The sequence below is a fragment of the Mesorhizobium sp. M4B.F.Ca.ET.143.01.1.1 genome (assembly GCF_004792275.1).
Lineage (GTDB): Bacteria > Pseudomonadota > Alphaproteobacteria > Rhizobiales > Rhizobiaceae > Mesorhizobium > Mesorhizobium abyssinicae.
This window is the reverse complement of the sequence record NZ_SRSR01000008.1, coordinates 56,566-77,954: the sequence shown is the minus strand read 5'-3', so window position 1 is coordinate 77,954 and position 21,389 is coordinate 56,566. Positions and strand designations below refer to the sequence as shown.

Genomic DNA, 21,389 nt, shown 5'->3' with positions numbered 1-21,389 from the left:
GGTCAAGGTGGAGAGTCGGCCGGCCGGTTTACCAGCCCTATCCTGCATCGACGCCGAACATCTCCCTCGCCTGCTCGGCCGTATAGTAGCCGAGCCTGACATCCTCGGCGACCAGCTTCGGGTCACGCTCGCCCGGATCGCCATAGCCGCCGCCTCCCGGCGTGCCGACGCGCACGCGATCGCCGGCCTTGAGGGAAATGTCCTGCTCCTTGGACAGATGCGGCGGCACATGCGCCTCGCCGCCGCGGAACACGGTCACCGTGTTGGGCGCGCCGTCCTTGCCGCCGAGCGCGCCTTGCGGGCCGAAGCGGCCATGGTCCATGACGAAGGAGGCGCGGGCATCGCCGCGCAGGATCTCGACCTCGTAGGCCAGACCGAAGCCGCCACGCTGCTTGCCGGCGCCGCCCGAACCTTCGCGCAGCGCATAGTGGCGGTAAAGCACCGGAAAAGCCTGCTCCATGATCTCGACCGGCGGCGATTTGGAGATGCCGATCGTCGAGCAGCCATTGGTCAGGCCGTCATGGCCGGCATTGCCGCCATAGCCGCCGCCGGAGATCTGGTACATGACATAGTCGCGACCGCGCGCCGGATCGTTGCCGCCGAGCGCGAAATTGCCGCTGGAGCCGGCTGGAGCCGCCGTCACCTTGTCCGGAAGCGCCTGCACCATGGCCGCGAACACCGCCTCTGCGATGCGCTGTGAGACCTCCGCAGCGCAGCCCGAAACCGGACGCGGATAGCGGGCGTCGAGGAAGGTCCCTTCCGGCCGCCTGACGTCGAGCGGCTCGAAGGCGCCGGCGCTGATCGGCACATCCGGGAAGATATGGCGCATGGCGAGATAGACCGACGACAGCGTCGTCGCCAGCACGCTGTTCATCGGTCCGGCGCAGGGTTTCGAGGAGCCGGCGAAATCGAAGGTCAGCGTGTCGCCCTTTTTCTCGACGGCGAGCGCAATCGTCAGCGGCTCGTTCACCACGCCGTCGGAATCGACGAAGGCCTTGGAGCGGTAGACGCCGTCCGGAATGGCGGCGATGTTGGCGCGCATCTGGTCGGCGGCGCGGCGGCGCAGCTCGGCGATCGCCTCTACAACCGTTTCATCACCGTAACGATCCAGGATTCCGTTGAGCCTATCCTGCCCGATCAGCAGTGCCGCGGCCTGGGCGCGGATGTCGCCGATGCGCTGGTCTGCGACGCGGATGTTGGAGCAGATGATGGCGTAGATCTCCGGGTCGAGCACGCCCTTCTTGAACAGTTTCACCGGCGGCAGCCGCAACCCCTCCTGCTCGACGGCGGTGGCCGAAGCGGAAAAGCCGCCCGGCACCGAGCCGCCAATATCCGGCCAGTGGCCGGTGTTGGACAGCCAGCAGAAGATCTTGTCGCCGCGGTAGACCGGCATGACGAAGCGCACGTCCATCAGATGGGTGCCGCCGAGATAGGGATCGTTGACGATGTAGATGTCGCCCGGTTCGGGCGCCAGGCAGCGGCCGTCGGCGATCATCTCGATCACGGTTTTCGTCGAATACTGCATGACGCCGACGAACACCGGCAGGCCCTGGCTGCCCTGCGCGATCAGCGAACCGTCAACCGCCGAATAGATGCCGTCGGAGCGGTCGTTGGCCTCGGCGATGACGGGCGAGAAGGCGGCGCGGGAAAACGTCAAATCCATCTCGTCGCAGACCTGCTGCAGTGCGGCCTGCAGGACCGAAAGCGTGATGGTGTCGAGCTTTGCCATATCAAGCCTCGCCGATGTCGATGATGATGTTGCCGTCGGCATCCGAACGTGCGCGGTCGCCGGGCTCCAGCACCGTCGTGGCGTCCATCTGTTCGAGGATCGCCGGCCCTTCGATGACGGCGTCGAGCGGCAGTTTTTCGCGGGCGTAGACCGGCGTGTCGTGCCAGGTGCCGTGATACCAGACCGGCCGGGTCTCGCGCCGGGCTTCCTCGAGCGTCGCCGCGCGCCCCGCCGGGTCGATCAGCCGCGACAGATCGATCGCCGGGCGCACGCCGGTGACCGAGGTGTTGAGGTTGACGAGGTTGGCGCGGATCTCCGGCAACTCGACCTTGAAGCGGGCGAAATAGGCTTTTTCGAACAGAAGCTGCAGCGTGGCGCGGGTCACGGTAGACGACGGCAGCGGCACGTTGATGATGTGCGTCTGGCCAACGAACTGCATGTCGGCTGAGTGGGTGACGCGGATCGTGTCCGGCTTCACCGCTTCCTTGGCAATCAGTTCCTCGCCTTCGGTCCGGTGCCGTTCCAACACCTCGTGAAGCAAGGCTTCATCGAGCAGCGCCACCGGCTGGTTGATCGTGTTGACGAAGTCATGCCGGAGATCGGCGACGACGCAGCCGAGCGCGTTGGTGATGCCTGGCCGCGCCGGAACCAGCACCTTTGGCAGGCCAAGCTCGCGGGCGAGTGCCGTCGCGTGCAGTGGCCCGGCGCCGCCGAAGGCGAACAGCGCGAAATCGCGCGGGTCGTGGCCGCGCGCCACCGAGACCATGCGGATGGCGCCGGCCATCTTGATGTTGCCGAGCCTCAGGATTGCGCCTGCCGCCTCGACGCCGGAGAGGCCGGTGCGCCTGCCGATCCTGTCCTCGAATATGCCGGTGACGCGCTCGACGGTGACCGGATTGTCGACCGCGAGCAGCTTCTTCGGCGCCAGCCGCCCCAACACAAGATTGGCGTCGGTGATGGTCGGCTCGGTGCCGCCGCGCCCGTAGCAGATCGGGCCCGGATTGGCGCCGGCGCTTTCCGGGCCGATCTGGATCAGGCCGGCCGCGTCGACACGCGCGATCGAGCCGCCGCCGGCGCCGACCGTATGCACAGCCACCATCGGCACATGGATCGGCATCGCATATTCGATCTCGATCTCGTTCGACACCGCGGGCTCGGCATTGCGGATCAGCGCCACGTCGGTCGAGGTGCCGCCCATGTCGTAGGTGACGAGGTTCTCGTAGCCGGCGCGCTTGCCCGTATAGGCTGCGGCGATGACGCCGGAGGCCGGGCCGGACATCACCGTCTTTGCCGACTCCCGGGTGACGAAGCGGGCCGAGATCATGCCGCCATTGCCGTTCATGATCAGGAAGTCACGGGCATAGCCCTTCGCGGCGAGCTCCTTGCGCAGCCGCTCGACATAGCGCTCCAGGATCGGCTGCACCGAGGCGTTGACCGAAGCCGTCACGCCGCGCTCGAACTCGCGCGCTTCCGACAGCAGCGCATGGCCGGTGGTGATGTAGCCGTTCGGCCAGATCTCGCTGGCGATCTCGGCCGCGCGCCGCTCATGCGCCGGGTTGGCGTAGGAATGCAGGAAATGGATGACGAGAGACTCGCAGCCGGCCTCCAGCAGCCTCTTCACCGCGTCCCGCATGCCGGCCTCGTCGAGCGCGACGCGCACCGCTCCCGAGGCCTCGACGCGCTCCGCGACTTCAAGCCTGAGATCGCGCGGAATGACCGGAACGAATGTCCCCGTCATGCCATAGGGCTGCGGCCTGGTGCGCCGGCCAAGTTCGATCACGTCGCGAAAGCCGAGCGTGGTGATCATGCCGGTCCTGGCCAGGCGGCGCTCCAGCACGGCGTTGGTGGTGGTGGTCGTGCCGTGCACGATGAGGTCGATGCCGTCGATCGCAAAGCCGGTGGCGCCGAGCGCCGAAACGACGCCGAAAGCCTGGTTTTCGACCGTCGTCGGGGTCTTGGCGATATGCACCCTTCCGCCGTCCTTGCCGTCGATCAGGATGAGGTCGGTGAAGGTGCCGCCAACATCGATGCCGGCAACGACGCTGCCCAGGGAATCCCGCGGTTGCGCCGAAAAATTCTCTTTCATTGTCGAAACCCGAAATGCGCGGCCTACGGATATGGCTTGGTTTGGAACGGTGTTTTACGCTCGCATCTTGACGCCGAGATCATTTGTATACTAATAAATTTCCGACACAAGAGCTTACCGCTTGGCAGTGTACAAGGAGCGCATCGGAACCTGACCGGTTCGGGCGCGCAGGAGAAGGTTTGGCGCCAGCGCCGTGAGCCTGGGCCAGAAGGTTGGGTTTGATGAACACGACATCCGCGTTGAACGCCGCCGGCGCCAGGCCGCTGCAGTTCCCTATCCCGGCCAATGTCTATGCCGAGACCGTCGTCTCGGTGAAGCATTACACCGACCGCCTGTTCTCGTTCCGCATCACCCGGCCGCAGTCGCTGCGCTTCCGTTCCGGCGAGTTCGTGATGATCGGCCTGCCGAATGCCGAGAAGCCGATCTTCCGCGCCTATTCCGTCGCCAGCCCCGCCTGGGACGACGAGCTGGAATTCTTCTCGATCAAGGTGCCGGACGGTCCACTGACCTCCGAGCTGCAGAAGATCCAGGTCGGCGACACCGTCATCATGCGTCAGAAGTCGACGGGCACGCTGGTGCTCGACGCGCTGACGCCCGCCAAGCGTGTGTTCATGATCTCGACCGGCACCGGCATCGCGCCCTTTGCCAGCCTGCTGCGCGATCCCGACACCTATGAGAAGTTCGACCAGGTCATCCTGACCCACACCTGCCGCGACAATGCCGAGCTCACTTATGGCCAGGAGCTGGTGGCGGCACTCGAGAGCGATCCGCTGATCGGCGAACTGACCGGCGGCCGCGTCACGCTTTACAACTCGACCACGCGCGAAGAGTCGGCGCGCATGGGCCGCATCACCGCGCTGATCGGCTCCGGCAAGTTCTACACCGACCTCGGCATCGACAAGCTCAATCCCGAGACCGACCGCATCATGATCTGCGGCTCGATGCACATGCTGAAGGACGTCAAGGAACTGGCCGAAAGCCTCGGCTTCCAGGAAGGTTCGCTCAGCCATCCGGCAACCTTCGTCGTCGAGCGCGCCTTCGTCGGCTGAGTCGTAGCCGGGAGGCTTCAGCTCCTCCCAAATCCGTTTTGACCATGCGGTCAAAAATCAGCTGCTTTCGCGGCCTTTTTCCGCTATGAGCCTTTTGAGGACTCGTGGAGCACTGCTTCACGGGCTATCTTCTTGCGTGTCGCCCAAAACCGTCGAGCGGTTTTGAGGAACGACGCGCACGAAGCATTAAGCGCAAGCCGCTGAATGGAAGGGCAGGAGATGAGCAGCACAATCCGCGACGCCGACCTCGGCACGTCCAAGGTCACCTCGCTGCCGGCGCGCGCCGCCGCCAACACGCCCGTGCCGCAAGGCCATATTGCGCGCAATCCCGGCATGCGGCTCGATCTCGGCTTCCTGGAATCGGTGCGCAGCGTCAACCGCTCGGCGCTGGAGCGCCGCGTCGCGACGCTGACCAAGCGGCGCTCGATCAAGGCCGACAACCAGGCGGCGTGGCTGCTGCGCGCCGTCGCCTGCATGGACCTGACGACGCTGAACTCCAACGACACCGACGAGCGTGTGCGCCGGCTCTGCGCCAAGGCGATCAACCCGTTCCGGCGCGACATCGTCGAGGGGCTGGGCATTGAAGGCGAAACCATCCGGCCGGCCGCGGTCTGCGTCTACCATCCCTTCGTCGCCACCGCTGTCGACGCGGTCCGCGGCACAGGCATCCATGTCGCGGCCGTCTCCACCGCCTTCCCGCACGGCCTGGCACCGCTGTCGACGCGCCTGCAGGAGATCGAGGCCTCGGTCCGCGACGGCGCCGACGAGATCGACGTCGTCATTCCGCGCGGCCTGGTCTATGGCGCGAAATGGCAGGAACTGTTCAACGAGATCGTCGCCATGCGCGAAGCCTGCGGCGAGGCGCACCTCAAGGTCATCCTCGGCACCGGCGACCTCGCCACGCTGCGCAACGTCATGCTGGCCTCGATGGTGGCGATGATGGCTGGCGCCGACTTCATCAAGACCTCGACCGGCAAGGAGAGCGTCAACGCCACGCTTCCCGTCGGCCTCGCCATGGTGCGCGCCATCCGCGCCTATTTCGAGGAGACCGGCTACCTCATCGGCTTCAAGCCGGCCGGCGGCATTTCCACGGCCAAGGTCTCGCTCGACTGGCTGGTGCTGATGAAGGAAGAGCTTGGGCGACCGTGGCTGGAGCCGGAGCTGTTCCGCTTCGGCGCGTCGAGCCTGCTCACCGACATCGAGCGTCAGCTCGAGCATCATTTGACCGGGCACTATTCGGCCAACCATCGCCACGCGATGGCCTAGCCCGCGAAGTCGCCCGCCAAGAACCAAAAACCTCCTGCGGTAGGAGCGCCCCCATGAACATTCTCGAACGCTATCACGCCATGGAGTACGGCCCGGCGCCGGAGGCGCGCAACGAGGCGGATGCCTGGCTCGCCGCGCGCGATTTCTCAAAGGCGCTGTTCATTGGCGGCGAGTGGAAGGCAGCCGCCGGCGGCAAGACCTTCGAGACCAGCGAGCCGTCCTCGGGCAAGCTGCTGGCCAAGCTTTCGGATGCAGGTGCGGCCGATATCGATGCCGCCGTGGCTGCGGCCGCCAAGGCGCTACCGAAATGGAGCGCCAGCTCTGGGTACCAGCGCGCCAAGGTGCTCTACGCCATCGGCCGCGCCATGCAGCGCCACCAGCGCCTGTTCGCGGTTCTGGAATCGATCGACAACGGCAAGCCGATCCGCGAAAGCCGCGACATCGATGTGCCGCTGGCCATCCGCCATTTCATCCACCATGCCGGCTGGGCGCAGGCGCTGGACAGGGATTTCCCCGATCACAAGGGTGTCGGCGTCGTCGGCCAGATCATCCCGTGGAATTTCCCGCTGCTGATGCTGGCCTGGAAAATCGCGCCGGCACTCGCCGCCGGCTGCACAGTGGTGCTGAAGCCGGCCGAATTCACGCCGCTCACCGCCGTGCTGTTCGCCGAGATCTGCGAACGCGCCGGCGTGCCGAAGGGCGTCGTCAACATCGTTCAGGGCGGGCCGGAAGCGGGCGCGGCCATCGTCAATCATCCCGGCATCCAGAAGATCGCCTTCACCGGCTCTTCCGAGGTCGGCAAGATCATCCGCAAGGCGACCGCCGGATCGGGCAAGAAACTGTCGCTGGAACTCGGCGGCAAGTCGGCCTTCATCGTTTTCGAGGACGCCGATCTCGACAGCGCCGTCGAAGGCCTGGTCGACGGCATCTGGTTCAACCAGGGTCAGGTCTGCTGCGCCGGCTCGCGGCTGCTGGTGCAGGAAGGCGTCGCCGATGCCTTCATCGCCAAGGTCAAGGTCAGGATGAGCCGGCTGCGCCTCGGCAGCCCCCTCGACAAGAACACCGATATCGGCCCGCTGGTCGACCGCAGCCAGCTCGACCGCGTCAAGGGACTGGTCGCCGAAGGGGCGAAACAGGGCGCCGTCTGCTGGCAGCCGGACGCGGCCTTGCCGTCTTCCGGCTACTACCACCTGCCGACGCTCGCCACCGGTGTTTCGCCGGCTAATATACTTGCTCAGGAAGAAGTCTTCGGCCCGGTGCTGGCAGTCATGAGCTTCCGCAACACCGAGGAAGCGATCGAGCTCGCCAACAACACACGCTATGGGCTTGCCGCCTCGGTGTGGAGCGAGAACGTCAACCTTGCGCTGCATGTCGCGCCACAGCTGAAGGCCGGCGTGGTCTGGGTCAACGGCACCAACATGTTCGATGCCGCCTGTGGCTTCGGCGGCTATCGCGAAAGCGGTTTTGGCCGCGAGGGCGGACGCGAGGGCATGTATGAATATCTGGCGGCGAAGCTGCCGCTCGGGCCGGTCATCAAGGCAGCGGCCGCCGCTTCAGCTCAGCCTGTGGAACAGGCCGATGGCACCGTCATCGACCGCACGGCAAAGCTGTTCATCGGCGGCAAGCAGGTCCGGCCGGACGGCAACTATTCGCGCGCCATCGCAACCGCCAAGGGCAGGCTTGCCGGCGAAGTCGGTCTCGGCAACCGCAAGGACATCCGCGATGCGGTTTCCGCTGCCCGCGCATGCAAGGCGTGGCCGGAGGCGACCGCGTTCAATCGCAGCCAGGTGCTTTACTATCTGGCTGAAAACCTGTCCGGCCGCGCCGACGAGTTCGCCGCCCGCCTGGTCCAGCTGACCGGCGTGACGGCAAAGGCCGCAGGCGAGGAGGTCGAGCAGTCGATCGAACGATTGTTCCTCTATGCCGGCCTGACCGACAAGTTCGAGGGCCGCGTGCACCAGCCGCCGGCCCGCGCCGTGACGCTTGCCCTGCACGAGCCGGTCGGCGTCGTCGGCGTCGTGGCGCCCGACAATCAGCCGCTGCTCGGCTTCATCTCGCTGGTGGCGCCGGCGCTCGCCATGGGCAACACCGTGGTCGCCGTGCCCTCGGAGCGGTATCCGCTGCTCGCCACGGATCTCTATCAGGTGATCGAGTATTCCGACATTCCGGCCGGCGCCATCAACATCGTCACCGGCCGCGGCGCCGAGCTCGCCGGCGTGCTGGCCAAGCATGACGATGTCGATGGGCTGTGGGTGTTCGCCGATGCCGAGACCTGCGCCAAGGCGGAGGCCGACTCCATCGGCAACCTCAAGCGCGTCTGGAGCGGCAACGGCCGCGGTCTCGACTGGGCCTCGGACGATGCGGCCGGCGAGGCGTTCCTGCGCCGCGCCATCGAGGTCAAGAACGTCTGGGTGCCCTACGGCGACTGACACCTGACAGGGTGCCGCGTTTGTCGCAGCCTTCGGGCTTGACGGGTTCAGAAATGTTCTTTAACGAGAAAAAACAATTGGCCTCCAGCAGACAGCGGCTCAGGCGGGACCATAGTGTCCGCCTGGCACATTGCGTCCCGCCTGGCTGCCGCTAAAACGCTCGCGAGAACCTGGAGAGAAACGATGGCGGATCTGGCAGGCAAGGTGGTTGTCGTCACCGCGGCGGCGCAAGGCATCGGCCGGGCGAGCGCGCTGGCGTTCGCCAAGGCCGGCGCCACGGTCTATGCCACCGACATCAACGAGGCGCCGCTGGCCGAACTCGCCAAGACGCCGGGTATCAAAGCCCGCAAACTGGACGTGCTCGATGACGCGGCCGTCAACGCCGCGTTCGCCGAGATCGGCCCGGTCGACGTGCTGTTCAACTGCGCCGGCTACGTCCATGCGGGCTCGATCCTCGAGATGAAGGACGCCGACCTCGACTTCGCCTTCAACCTCAATGTGCGCGCGATGATCCGCACCATCCGCGCCGTGCTGCCGGGCATGCTGGAGCGCGGCGACGGATCGATCATCAACATGTCTTCGGTCGCTGGCGCCGGCAAGGGCGTGCCCAACCGCTTCGCCTATGGTGTGACCAAAGCCGCAGTCATCGGCCTGACCAAGGCGATCGCCGCCGACTATGTCGCCAAGGGCATTCGCTGCAATGCCATCTGCCCGGGCACGGTCGAGAGCCCGTCGCTGCAGGACCGCATGCATGCGCAAGGGGATTACGAAGCGGCCCGCGCCGCCTTCATCGCCCGCCAGCCGATGGGACGCCTCGGCACGCCGGAAGAAATCGCCGATCTCGCCGTCTATCTGGCCGGCGCCACCTACACGTCGGGGCAGGCCTACAATATCGACGGCGGCTGGTCGATCTGACCTCGGTCCGGCGCGGTCCGGATCGAGAAGTCTGAAAATCCCGCGCGCCGGCGGCCAGACGCAGTGACCGTGCTTGCCCGGGACCGGGGCGATGGGTACGGTCCGCCCGGTTTCCGCGAGGTCGCTTCGGCGGAGAGTTTGCAAACGGCCACGGGGCCGCAAGTAGGAGAAGGATTTAGATGAAACTGCTGCGCTATGGCGAGGTGGGGAGCGAACGTCCCGGCCTGCTCGATGCGGATGGGACCATCCGCGACCTCTCGGCCCACGTCGCCGACATTGGCGGCACGGCGCTTCATCCGGCTTCACTGGACATGCTGTCGAAGCTCGATGCGAAATCGCTGCCGGCGGTTTCCGGCAGCCCGCGCATCGGCGCCTGCGTCGCCGGCACCGGCAAGTTCATCTGCATCGGCCTCAACTATTCCGACCACGCCGCCGAAACCGGCGCCACGGTGCCGCCGGAGCCGATCATCTTCATGAAGGCGAGCTCGGCGATTGTCGGGCCTGACGACGACGTGCTTATCCCGCGCGGCTCGGTCAAGACCGACTGGGAGGTCGAACTCGGCGTCGTCATCGGCAAGACCGCGAAATATGTCTCGGAAGCCGAGGCTCTGGACTATGTTGCCGGCTATTGCGTCTCGCACGACGTGTCCGAGCGCGCCTTCCAGGCAGAGCGCCAGGGCCAATGGACCAAGGGCAAGAGCTGCGACACGTTCGGCCCGATCGGCCCGTGGCTGGTCACCAAGGACGAGGTGGCCGACCCGCAGAACATCAAGATGTGGCTGACCGTCAACGGCAAGACGATGCAGAACGGCTCGACCAAGACCATGGTCTATGGCGTCGCCTATCTGGTCTCCTATCTCAGCCAGTTCATGTCGCTGCATCCAGGCGACATCATCTCCACCGGCACGCCGCCCGGCGTCGGCCTCGGCATGAAGCCGCCGGTGTTCCTGAAGGCCGGCGACGTGGTCGAGCTCGGCATCGAAGGGCTGGGCCAGCAGAAGCAGACGTTTAGGGCGGACGCGTAAAGCGCCGCCTCCCCTTCTCCCCTGTGGTATTGCGGAAGGAGAGAAGGCGGTTTCGCGCCCTTCCTCTCCCCCGTCGATCGGGGGAGAGGTGTCGAGCGAAGCTCGAGGGGGTCGACCTGACTCGACCATTGTCATTTCAAGCTAAGCAATGATCAGGCTCGTCAGCGGCGGCGCATTTGAGGACCTGCTTCCCCCACTCCGTCGCCGCTTCGCGGCGCCACCTCTCCCCCCTCCGGAGGGAGAGGAAAGACGCATCTACTTCAGCACCCTCCCATCCGCTCCGAACCTATACGTCTTCGCCGGGTCCGGCGTCGCGTAGAGCGTCGAGCCTGGTTCGGCGTTGTAGACGCCGAAGATGCGCACGGTGAGCAGCCCGGCCTTCTCGCAATCGAGATAGAGGTTGGTGTCGGCGCCGAGATGCTCGGCATGCACCACCGTGCCCTTCCAGGCGCCTGATGTCGTGTCGACGGTCAGGTGCTCGGGCCGCACGCCGACGGTCTTGGCCGTCTCGCCGAGCCTGGCGCCGTCGATGAAGTTCATCTTCGGCGAGCCGATGAAGCCGGCGACGAATTCATTCGCCGGCGAATTGTAGAGCTCCATCGGGCCGCCGATCTGCTCGATGCGGCCGGCGTTGAGCACGACGATCTTGTCGGCCAGCGTCATCGCCTCGACCTGGTCGTGGGTGACGTAGATCATCGTCGCCTTCAGGCGGCGATGCAGCTGCGCGATCTCCAGCCTGGTGTTGACGCGCAGCGCCGCGTCGAGGTTCGACAAAGGCTCGTCGAAGAGGAACAGCTTCGGCTCGCGCACCACGGCGCGGCCGATGGCGACGCGCTGACGCTGGCCGCCCGACAGTTCGGCCGGACGCCTTTCCAGATAGGGCTCCAGCGACAGCATCGAGGACGCGATGCCGATGCGGCGGTCGATCTCGGCCGCCGGAGTGCCGGCCTGCTTGAGGCCGAGGCCCATATTGTTCTTCACCGTCAGATGCGGATAGAGCGCATAGGTCTGGAAGACCATGGCGATGCCGCGCTTGGCGGGCGGCGTGACGGAGACGTCCTGGCCATCGATGACCACCCGGCCGGAGGTCGAATCCTCAAGCCCGGCGATGACCCGCAGCAGCGTCGACTTCCCGCAGCCGGAGGGGCCGACGAAGACGACGAACTCGCCGTCATTGACCTCCAGGTCGATGCCTTTCAGCACCTCGACCGGCCCGAAAGCCTTTTTCACATTCTCGATGTTCAGCGAACCCACGGCGTCGTCCCTGTTTTGACTGGTTCTAGAGTTTGACGGCGGCGCCGCTGCGCACGCTTTCGTCGGCGGCGAGGCAGACGGCGAGCGACTTGACCGCGTCGTCCATATGCCTGGTGAGGTCGATGTCCTCACGGATGGCCTTGAGCAGGAAGGCCTGTTCGAGGTCGCAAAGATCCTGATGGCCGGGCTCGCCATCCATCGACAGCAACTCGTCCTGTTTGGCAAACCTGCCGTCCGGCCCGGTCGCGGCGCTGTGCAAGCGGATGGTCGAGGTCTTGGTGTGGGTGTCGATGTCGTCGGACTTGATGCCTTCCTTCATGACGATCGACACGCAGCCCTTGGGCGAGATGACGTCCTTGACGAAGAAGGCGGTCTCCGAGATCATCGGACCCCAGCCGGCCTCATACCAGCCGACCGAGCCGTCCTCGAACAGCACCTGCAGGTGGCCGTAATTGTACATGGAAGGGGCGACCTCGTCGGTCAGCCTGACTCCCATGCCGCGCACCTCCACCGGATTGGCGTCGGTGATCTGCAGCATCACGTCGAGATAATGCACGCCGCAATCGACGATCGGCGACGTCGTCTGCATCAGCTGCTTGTGCGTGCCCCAGGTATGGCCTGACGATTGCTGGTTGAGGTTCATGCGGAACACGTAAGGGCCGCCGAGCTTGCGCGCCTCGGCGATTAGCCTGACCCAGGACGGGTGGTGGCGCAGGATGTAGCCGATCACCAGTTTCCTGCCGTTGGCCTTGGCGGCGGCGACGACGCGCCTGGCGTCCGCCACTGTGGTTGCCAGCGGCTTCTCGACGAAGACATGGCAGCCCGCCTCGAACGCTCGCACCGCATAATCGGCATGGCTGTCGGAATAGGTGGCGATCGCGGCGACGTCGGGCTTCTCCTCGCGCAACGCCTCCTCGAAGGAGCGCCTTATGCCGTAGCCGGCGAGCCCGTCCTGCAGCGGCACGTCGGAGCGGTTGACGAGTGCTGCGATCTCGAAGCCCGGATTGGTGTGATAGGCCAGCGCATGGCTGCGGCCCATATTGCCGAGCCCGGCGACGACGACGCGAAGGGGTTTGTCGCTCACCTGGTTGCTCCACTTTTTCTTGAGAGGGTGTCACCCCACCCGGCGCTTCGCGCCGACCTCCCCATCAAGGGGAGGTAGGGCGTTGGCGTGAACATCCTCATTGCCGAAGAAGTTGCTCTGAATAGAAACGAGGGGCGGTCGATGAAAAAGCGACGACCTTCTACCTCCCCTCGATGGGGAGGTCGGCGCGCAGCGGCGGGTGGGGTGAGGCACGGCCCCACGGAGAATTGGCGGTCCGCATTCACTTGACGGCTCCCGAGGTGATGCCGCGGATCAGCTGCCGCGAGAAGATGACGTAGAGGATCAGTACCGGCAGGATCGCCAGCGACAGCGCCGCCAGGATTGCGTTCCAGTTGGTGACGAACTGGCCGAGGAAGAGCTGGGCGCCGAGCGTCACCGTCTTGGTCTCTTCAGATGGCGCCAGGATCAGCGGGAACCACAGATCGTTCCAGATCGGGATCATGGTGAAGACGGCGACGGTCGCCATCGATGGGCGCACCAGCGGCAGCACCAGCCGGAAGAAGATCGTGTATTCCGACAGGCCGTCGATGCGCCCCGCATTCTTCAAATCGTCCGACACCTGCTTCATGAATTCCGACAGGATGAAGATGGCGAGCGGCAGGCCCTGCGCCGTGTAGACCAGGATCAGCGCCGTCAGTGTGTTGACCAGCCCGCTTGCCACCATCAGCTGCAGGATGGCGACGGTGCCGAGGCGGATGGGGATCATGATGCCGAGCGCGAGATAGAGCCCCATCATCGTGTTGCCGCGGAAGCGGTATTCCGACAGCGCGAAGCCGGCCATGGCGCCGAACAAAAGCACGAAGAACAGCGAGGCGACAGTGACGACGAGGCTGTTCTGGAAATAGTGGATGAAGTCGCCCTGGCCGATCACCGTGGTGTAGCCGATCAGGTCGAAGGTCTTCGGCGTCGGCGGCGTCAGCGGCGCGCCAAAGATCGCGGCGCGCGACTTGAACGAGTTGACGATGACCAGGATGACCGGAAACAGCGCGATCGCCGTATAGGTCAGCAGGACCGCGTGGGCGCCGATGGTGCGGGGAAGCGAATGGGTTGCAGTGCTCATGGCTCGCCTCCTCAGAACTGGTAGCGACGCAGGCGCGTCTGGATGAGGAACAGGTAGACGCAGACGCCGCCGAGGATGATCAGGAACATCATCGTGGCGATCGCCGCGCCCATGTTGGGGTCGCCGACCTGCAGCTGGAAGCCGAAGAAGGCGCGGTAGAGGAAGGTGCCGAGGATGTCGGTCGAATAGTTCGGCCCGGCGAGCGCTCCTTGCGCGGTGTAGATCAGGTCGAAGGCGTTGAAATTGCCGACGAAGGTGAGGATCGAAATGATGCCGATCGAGGGCAGGATCAGCGGCAGCTTGATCTTCCAGAACTGGGCCATGCCTGTGACGCCATCGCATTCGGCCGCCTCGATCACCTCGTCCGGGATCGACAGCAGTGCGGCGTAGATCAGCATCATCGGGATGCCGACGAACTGCCAGACCGAGACCAGGCTGAGCGCGGTCAGGGCGTATTGCTCCTTGCCGAGCCACGGCGTGAACAGGCTCTTCAGGCCGACGAAGTCGAGCAAATGCGGCGCCACGCCCCACAGCGGCGACAGGATCAGCTTCCAGGCGAAGCCGACGATGACGAAGGACAGGATGGTCGGCACGAAGATCGCCGTGCGGTAGAAGGCGGCGAAGCGCAGCCTCGGGCTGGACAGCAGCGCGGCCAGCAGCACGCCGATCGGGTTCTGCACCAGCATATGGATGATGAAGAACCAGACATTGTTCCTCAGCGCGTTCCAGAAATTGACCGACCAGTTGGGATCGCCGAACAGGGTGCGGAAATTGTCCAGCCCGACGAAGACCTGGGACTGCTCGATGTTGCGGAACAGCGAAAGCTGCAGCGTGCCGGCGAGCGGCAGGATCATGATCGCCGTGTAGACGAGCACGGCCGGCGCCAGGAAGATGGCGATGTGCCAGCGGATCGGTCTTTTCGGTCGTGTTTGTGCGGCCATGAGTTCGGTCCCCGCCGTCTCTCTCGGTTCCAAATCGTATGATGCTAGATGATGCCTCTATGCACGGCCCGATCGTCCCCTGCGGGAGAGGACAAGGCCCGCGATTGCGACTTCGTCTTCCCCGCTCGATGAGAGGGTAAGACCGAGAGGCGGCGCCGACAATCGCTATCTAAAAACTGTCCGAATGCCGGCCGGGCAGATGCCCGGCCGGTCCGTTGCCTGAGCTCTTACTTCGCCGGCTTGTACCAGCTGTCGAGGCCGGTCTGCAGCTTCTTGGCCGCGGCCTCCGGCGTGTCGGTGCCGTTGATGACGTTGGCCGATTCAACCCAGGTCTCGTTCTCGAGGTTCGGCGTGCCGCGCGACAGGATCTGGTAGGTCGAGCGGATGGTCGACTTGCACTTGCCGCGCCAGGAGACGAATTCCTGCGCCAGCGGGTCTTCCATCTTCACCGGCGTGTTGTTCAGGCTGAAGAAGCCCGGCAGCGCGTTGGCGTAGATGGTAGCGAAGTCCGGCGAGGCGACCCAGGACAGGAACTTCTTGGCCGCGTCGGCATTCTTCGACGCCGCGTTCAGACCCATGCCGATGTCGGTGTGGTCGGAGATGTAGCAGGTGTCGCCGGCCTTCTGCACCGGCGGCGGGAAGGCGCCCATCTTGAACTGCGCCTGGGTGTTGAACAGGCCGATCTCCCACGAGCCGGCCGGATAGATGGCGGCGCGGCCGAGCGTGAACAGGTTCTGGCTGTCCGGATAGGTCTGGGCCTCGAAGCCGTCGCCCAGATAGGGCTTCCACTTGGCCAGTTCCTTGTAGGGCTCGACCCAGTCGGCGTCGGTCAGCTTCTGGTCGCCCTTGATCAGCGCCAGACGGCCGTCCTCGCCCTTCCAGTAGTTCGGGCCGATGTTCTGGTAGCCCATGGTCGCGGCTTCCCAGAGGTCCTTGGTGCCCATCGCCATCGGGATGTAGGTGCCGTCGGCCTTGATCTTGTCGAGCGCGGCGTAGAACTCCTCATTGGTGGTCGGCACCTTGATGCCGAGCTTGTCGAAGGCGTCCTTGTTGTAGATGAAGCCGTGGATGACCGAGGCCATCGGCACGCAGAAGCTCGCCTTGCCGTCGTCGGTCTGCCAGGCCGCCTTGGCGACCGGCGAGAAGTTCTCCATGCCGGGCAGCGCCGAGAGATCGGCGAGGTTGCCCTTCTTGAAGAGTTCCAGCGACTTGTCGAAGGGGCGGCAGGTAATCAGGTCGCCCGCCGAGCCGGCGGCGAGCTTGGCGCCGAGTGCGGCGTCATACTCAGTCGGCGCCGAAGGCGCGAACACCACCTTGATGCCGGGGTTCTTGGCTTCGAAAGCCGGGATCAGCTTGTCCTTCCAGATGGTCAGGTCGTCGCCGCGCCAGCTTTCGATGTTGAGCGTAACGTCATCGGCATAGGCCACCCCGGCGGAGCCGAGGATGCTGGTGCCGAGCAGAAGGGCCGTCAGTAGTTTGGTCGTCATTTTCAGTCTCCCTGTTGACCTTTTTCAGGTTCGGTTTTGATGAGAACGGGGGGCTAGCGCCCCTTGCTCCCCTCGATCGCGGAAAGGGCCGGCCGGAGCTTCCGCCCGGTCCCTTCCAGTATCTTCTCGGCCGTGTCGGCGTTGGCGGCGCCGGCGGCGAGCAGAATGGCGGTCTTGACCACGCCGCCGCTCTGTTCGAGCAGGCGCGCAGCATCGTCCCTGCCGCGCCCGCTGATGGCGGCGACGATGCGGATGGCGCGGTCGCGCAGCTTGATGTTGTCGGCGGTGAGGTTGACCATGTAGCCGTCATGGACATGGCCGAGATGGATGGCGGCCAGCGTCGACAGCATGTTGAGGGCGATCTTCTGGGCGGTGCCGGCGCCCATGCGCGTCGAGCCGGCAATCAGTTCGGGCGGCGTCTCGAGCACGATCGCGACATCGGCCGACCGGAACAGCGGCACGTCCCGGTTGTTGGCGATGGCGATGGTTGCGGCGCCCCGGCTCCGTGCGTGCTCCAGTGCGGCGACCGCATAAGGCGTCGAGCCGCTGGCCGAAATCGCGATCAGGCAATCGCGCTCGCCGATGCCGGCGGCGGCGACGGCGGCCGAGGCTTCATCGGTGTCGTCCTCCGGCCCGCCGGCAAGGGTGCGGAAGGCCTCGTCGCCGCCGGCGATCAGGATGGCGATGCGGTCGCGCCCGATGCCGAAGGTGCCGGGCAGTTCCAGCGCGTCGGCCAAGGCCATCAGACCCGAACTGCCGGCCGCCGCATAGGCGAGCCTGCCGCCATCCTTCAGCCGCTCGGCGACGATTTCGGCTGCAGCGGCTATGGCGGGGATGGCGCCGCGCACGGCCTTGGCGGCCTCGATCTGCGCATCGGCAAGAAAGGAAAGGATGGCGTCCGGAGCCTGGATATCCAGCCCCTCGGCATTCTGGTGATGCGCTTCGGTGCGCTTCTCGGCCATCCGTTGTCCTCCAACTGACGAAACAATACCAAAAAAATACCACTTGTCCACACGGATTAACGAATTCGCCGCGCGAAATTCGCCTTGCCGGCAAAATATCGTGGTTTTTCAATAAAATACGCCTTAATCTTTTTGAAAGCGAAATTAACTCTTGGCTATTGGTATTTTATTGGTATTATCCGTCCGGAGGAGAAATCGCGTGAATTTCGTACTTGGCATCGATGGCGGCGGCACCAGCTGCAGGGCGGCCCTTGCGACCGCTGACGGCGTCGTGCTTGGCCGCGCCAAAAGCGGCGCCGCCAACATCCGCACCGACCTCACCGGCGCCAGGACCAACATTGTCGAGGCGGCACGGCAGGCCTTCGTCGCCGCCGGCAAGAATCCGGAACTCATCCCGCAAACGCCCGCCATTCTCGGCCTCGCCGGCGCCAATGTCGGCACTTACAGGCAGCAGCTCGAGGCGATCCTGCCGTTCAGCGCCAGCCGCGTCGAGACCGACGCCGAGATCGCGCTGGAGGGTGCGGTCGGGCCCAGCGACGGCGCCATGGCCATCCTCGGCACCGGCACCGCCTATATGGCGCGCAAGGCGGGCAAGTCACGCGCTATTGGCGGCTGGGGTTTTCAGGTCGGCGACCAGGGCAGCGGCGCGCGCATCGGCCGCGACCTGCTGGAGCAGACACTGCTCGCCTATGACGGCATCCGTCCGGGCTCGCCGCTGACCGAGGCGATGCTCGCCGTCTTCCGCAACAACCCCGAGGACGTCGTCGAGTTCACCACCAATGCCAAGCCCGGCGATTTCGGCGGTTTCGCGCCCAAGGTCTTCGACCATGCCGCCAAGGGCGATCTTGTCGCCAACTGGATCCTCGACAAGGCGGTTGCCGACGTCGAAGCCTCGCTCGGGGCGCTCGATCTTGCCGGCAATGCGCCGCTCTGCCTGCTAGGCGGCCTGGCGCCGCTCTATGCGCCGCGGCTTTCGGCGCGCTACCAGGCGCTGCTGAAGCCGGCGCTCGACGATGCGCTCGGCGGCGCCGTGCAGATGGCGGTGCGCATCTTTGCGCGCGGTTCGGAGGTTGCCCAATGAGCGCCGCCGACCAGATCTTCGCCATGCTGAAGGAATCGTCGCAGAGCGGCGCGCCGCTCTATCTGCAGCTCAGGAAGAGCATCGAAGAAGCGGTCAACCGCGGCCTGATCGGGCCGGGCGACGCGCTGCCGTCGGAGCGCGACATCGCCAGCAAGGCCGACATCTCGCGCGTCACCGTGCGGAAGGCGGTGCAGGATCTGGTCAAGGGCGGCATCCTCGTCCAGCGCCACGGTTCCGGCACCTTCGTCGCCCCGCGCATGGAGCGCGTCGAGCAGTCGCTGTCCAGGCTCACCTCGTTCACCGAAGACATGGCTCGGCGCGGCATGGTGGTGCGCTCGGCCTGGCTCGACCGCGGTCTCTATGCGCCCTCGCCCGACGAGACGATGGTGCTCGGCCTGTCGTCGAACGAGCTGGTGGCGCGGGTGGCGCGCCTGCGCATCGCCAACGACACGCCGCTGGCGATCGAGCGCGCGTCGCTCTCGGCCAGCGTGCTGCCCGATCCCGAGGCGATCGGCTCCTCGCTCTATGCCGCGCTGGAACTGACCGGCAACCGGCCGGTTCGCGCCGTGCAGCGCATCTCGGCCGCCAATCTCGGCGACGGCGATGCGCGCCTGCTGGAAGTGCCGCCAGGGGTTGCCGGCCTGCATATCGAACGTATTTCCTATCTTGCGAGCGGCAAGGTGATCGAATTCACCCGCTCGATCTACAGGGGCGACGCCTATGATTTCGTCGCCGAACTCCGGCTGACCGGGCCGGGAGAGGAGAGCCGGCCATGAGCGCTACCCCCACCCATATGCGGCGCGAGATCGAGGAGATCCCGGAGGCCACGGCCCGCCTGCTCGATGGCTCGGCCGCCGTGCTGAGCGAAGCCGGGCGCGGCATCCGCGAGCGCGATCCGAGCTTCGTCGTCACCGTGGCGCGCGGCTCGTCCGACCATGCCGCCACCTTCATGAAATACGCCGTCGAACTGACCGCCGGCCTTGCCGTCGCCTCGGTCGGCCCGTCCATCGCCTCGATCTATGGCGCCAGGCTGAGGCTCGCCGGCTCGGCCTGCCTGGCGATCTCGCAATCGGGCAAGAGCCCCGACATCGTCGCCATGGCGGAGACGGCGCGGGCCGGCGGCGCGCTGACCGTCGCCATCACCAACACCGCCGATTCGCCGCTGGCGCGCGCCTCGGACTTTGCCATCGACATCCTGGCCGGGCCGGAGCGCAGCGTCGCGGCGACCAAGACCTTCGTCAATTCGGCGGTCGCCGGCCTGGCGCTGATGGCGCATTGCACCGGCGACGATGCGCTGCTTGCGGCATTGGCCCGCCTGCCGGAGCATTTCGAGAAGGCAATCGCCTGCGACTGGATGGCGCTGGCCGGCGCGCTTGAGACGCCGCGGTCGCTGTTCATCCTCGGCCGCGGTCCGTCTGCGGCGATGGCCAATGAGGCGGCGCTGAAATTCAAGGAAACCTGCGGCATGCATGCCGAGGCCTACAGCGCGGCCGAGGTCATGCACGGGCCGCTGGCGCTGGTCGGGCCGGACTTCCCGGTGCTGGCGCTCGCCGCGCGCGACGCTTCCGAACCGTCGGTCGCCGAGGCGGCCGACAATCTGGCCGGCAAGGGCGCGGCTGTGTTCGTGACATCCGGCAAAGCGACCAAGGCACGGGCCCTGCCCTATGTGGCGACCGGCCATCCGCTGACCGATCCGCTGGCGCTGATCGTGTCGTTCTATGGCTTCGTCGAGGCCTTTGCCCGCCATCGCGGCCTCGACCCCGATACGCCGCGCAATTTGCGCAAGGTGACGGAAACCGTATGAGCGACCGTTTCGCCCTCACTGGCGCCCGCATCTTCGACGGCGCCGACTGGCACGACAATGCGGCCCTCGTGGTGAGCGGCGGCCTGGTCGAGGCCATCCTCCCCGCCGGCGCCATTCCGGCCGGTGTCGATCGCATCGAGACCGACGGCCTGCTGGCGCCGGGCTTCGTCGACCTGCAGGTCAATGGCGGCGGCGGCGTCATGCTCAACGATCATCCGGATGTCGCTTCGATCGAGACCATTTGCCGGGCGCACGCGTCCTTCGGCACCACCGCTCTGTTGCCGACGCTGATCACCGATACGCCAGCGATCACGGCGGCCGCCGTCGCGGCCGGCGCCGCGGCGGCGCGGCAGAAGGTGCCGGGCTTCCTCGGCCTGCATCTCGAGGGCCCGCATCTGTCGGTCGCCCGCAAGGGCGCGCATGACCCGGCGCTGATCCGGCCGATGACGGACGCGGACCAGGCGGCGCTGATCGCGGCGCGGAAGGAACTCCCGGTCTTGCTGACCACGATCGCGCCCGAATCGGTCGAGCCGGCGCGTGTCGCGGCCCTGGCAAAGGCCGGCCTCATCGTCAGCCTCGGCCATTCCGACACCGGCTATGCCACGGCGAGCGCCTTCGCCGCCGCCGGCGCGACCGTGGTGACCCATCTCTTCAACGCCATGAGCCAGATCGGCAACCGCGAGCCGGGGCTGGCGGGCGCGGCCATCGACACAGGCGGGTTGTCGGCCGGAATCATCGCCGACGGCATCCATGTCGATCCAGCCACTATGGCGATCGCGCTGCGCGCCAAGAAGGGGCCGGGCAAGATCGTGCTGGTCACCGACGCCATGGCGACGATCGGCACCGACATGACGTCGTTCACGCTGAACGGCCGCACCATATACCGCAAGGACGGCAGCCTCAGGCTGGCCGACGGAACCTTGGCCGGGGCCGATCTCGACATGATCTCGGCCGTGCGCTTCATGCACCGCGTCGTCGGGCTGGAGCTTGGCGAGGCGCTGCGCATGGCTTCGCTCTATCCAGCCGAGGCGATCGGCCAGGCGCACCGGCTCGGCCGCTTCGCCAACGGCACCGCAGCCGACATCGTGGCATTGTCGGAGGATCTGGACGTGAAGAGCGTCTGGATCGGCGGCAAGAAGGTGTTCGGGGCGTAGGCCCTCGATCCTACCGTCAATTAGGAAACCAACGTTCGCAAT

Annotated in this window: 17 protein-coding genes; 9 read left to right on the top strand and 8 right to left on the bottom strand. The window is 65.9% G+C overall.

Features of this window, described 5'->3' with window-relative positions:
- Positions 1–37: 37 nt before the first annotated feature.
- On the bottom strand, positions 38–1,729 hold the full coding sequence (locus tag EN786_RS20720; RefSeq protein WP_135908790.1) for a hydantoinase B/oxoprolinase family protein: 1,692 nt from the start codon (positions 1,727–1,729) through the stop codon (positions 38–40).
- 1 nt (position 1,730) lies between these two features.
- Positions 1,731–3,815, bottom strand: coding sequence for a hydantoinase/oxoprolinase family protein (locus EN786_RS20715; protein WP_127312035.1), 2,085 nt, complete (start codon positions 3,813–3,815; stop codon positions 1,731–1,733).
- A 221-nt stretch (positions 3,816–4,036) separates the two neighbouring features.
- On the opposite strand from EN786_RS20715, the gene EN786_RS20710 reads away from it, so the two are divergent.
- From EN786_RS20710 to EN786_RS20690, 5 genes are all read left to right on the top strand, one after another.
- Positions 4,037–4,864, top strand: coding sequence for a ferredoxin--NADP reductase (locus EN786_RS20710; protein WP_127311997.1), 828 nt, complete (start codon positions 4,037–4,039; stop codon positions 4,862–4,864).
- A 219-nt stretch (positions 4,865–5,083) separates the two neighbouring features.
- On the top strand, positions 5,084–6,130 hold the full coding sequence (gene deoC, locus EN786_RS20705; RefSeq protein WP_127311996.1) for a deoxyribose-phosphate aldolase: 1,047 nt from the start codon (positions 5,084–5,086) through the stop codon (positions 6,128–6,130).
- Positions 6,131–6,183: 53 nt separating this feature from the next.
- Positions 6,184–8,559 carry an aldehyde dehydrogenase family protein gene (locus tag EN786_RS20700; protein ID WP_135908788.1) on the top strand — a complete coding sequence of 792 codons (2,376 nt, stop codon included), beginning with the start codon at positions 6,184–6,186 and terminating at the stop codon, positions 8,557–8,559.
- 183 nt (positions 8,560–8,742) lie between these two features.
- Positions 8,743–9,474 carry an SDR family oxidoreductase gene (locus EN786_RS20695; RefSeq protein WP_127311740.1) on the top strand — a complete coding sequence of 244 codons (732 nt, stop codon included), beginning with the start codon at positions 8,743–8,745 and terminating at the stop codon, positions 9,472–9,474.
- 179 nt (positions 9,475–9,653) lie between these two features.
- Complete coding sequence (locus tag EN786_RS20690) at positions 9,654–10,499, top strand: fumarylacetoacetate hydrolase family protein (protein ID WP_127311739.1); 846 nt, start codon at positions 9,654–9,656, stop codon at positions 10,497–10,499.
- Positions 10,500–10,754: 255 nt separating this feature from the next.
- Here EN786_RS20690 and EN786_RS20685 read toward each other — a convergent pair whose 3' ends face one another.
- From EN786_RS20685 to EN786_RS20660, 6 genes are all read right to left on the bottom strand, one after another.
- Positions 10,755–11,753, bottom strand: coding sequence for an ABC transporter ATP-binding protein (locus EN786_RS20685; RefSeq protein ID WP_127311738.1), 999 nt, complete (start codon positions 11,751–11,753; stop codon positions 10,755–10,757).
- A gap of 25 nt (positions 11,754–11,778) precedes the next feature.
- Positions 11,779–12,837, bottom strand: coding sequence for a Gfo/Idh/MocA family oxidoreductase (locus tag EN786_RS20680; protein WP_127311737.1), 1,059 nt, complete (start codon positions 12,835–12,837; stop codon positions 11,779–11,781).
- A 241-nt stretch (positions 12,838–13,078) separates the two neighbouring features.
- On the bottom strand, positions 13,079–13,918 hold the full coding sequence (locus EN786_RS20675; protein ID WP_126056910.1) for a carbohydrate ABC transporter permease: 840 nt from the start codon (positions 13,916–13,918) through the stop codon (positions 13,079–13,081).
- A gap of 11 nt (positions 13,919–13,929) precedes the next feature.
- On the bottom strand, positions 13,930–14,859 hold the full coding sequence (locus tag EN786_RS20670) for a sugar ABC transporter permease (RefSeq protein WP_127283408.1): 930 nt from the start codon (positions 14,857–14,859) through the stop codon (positions 13,930–13,932).
- A gap of 227 nt (positions 14,860–15,086) precedes the next feature.
- Positions 15,087–16,346 (bottom strand): ABC transporter substrate-binding protein, encoded by a 1,260-nt coding sequence (locus tag EN786_RS20665; protein ID WP_127311310.1) that lies wholly within the window; start codon positions 16,344–16,346, stop codon positions 15,087–15,089.
- Between the two features lie 53 nt (positions 16,347–16,399).
- Positions 16,400–17,308 (bottom strand): N-acetylmuramic acid 6-phosphate etherase, encoded by a 909-nt coding sequence (locus EN786_RS20660; RefSeq protein ID WP_127311309.1) that lies wholly within the window; start codon positions 17,306–17,308, stop codon positions 16,400–16,402.
- 199 nt (positions 17,309–17,507) lie between these two features.
- Here EN786_RS20660 and EN786_RS20655 point away from each other — a divergent pair, with 199 nt between their 5' ends.
- Genes EN786_RS20655 through nagA form a run of 4 tightly spaced genes read left to right on the top strand, consistent with a single transcriptional unit; the run spans position 17,508 to position 21,347 of the window.
- Complete coding sequence (locus EN786_RS20655) at positions 17,508–18,389, top strand: N-acetylglucosamine kinase (protein WP_127311308.1); 882 nt, start codon at positions 17,508–17,510, stop codon at positions 18,387–18,389.
- The gene (locus tag EN786_RS20650; protein WP_127287221.1) at positions 18,386–19,165 is read left to right on the top strand and encodes a GntR family transcriptional regulator; all 780 of its coding nucleotides are present in this window, start codon (positions 18,386–18,388) and stop codon (positions 19,163–19,165) included. The genes EN786_RS20655 and EN786_RS20650 overlap by 4 nt, the downstream gene beginning before the upstream one ends.
- On the top strand, positions 19,162–20,193 hold the full coding sequence (locus tag EN786_RS20645; protein ID WP_127287222.1) for an SIS domain-containing protein: 1,032 nt from the start codon (positions 19,162–19,164) through the stop codon (positions 20,191–20,193). The genes EN786_RS20650 and EN786_RS20645 overlap by 4 nt, the downstream gene beginning before the upstream one ends.
- On the top strand, positions 20,190–21,347 hold the full coding sequence (gene nagA / locus EN786_RS20640; RefSeq protein ID WP_135908787.1) for an N-acetylglucosamine-6-phosphate deacetylase: 1,158 nt from the start codon (positions 20,190–20,192) through the stop codon (positions 21,345–21,347). Before EN786_RS20645 ends, nagA begins: the two co-directional genes overlap by 4 nt.
- The last annotated feature ends 42 nt before the right edge of the window (positions 21,348–21,389 follow it).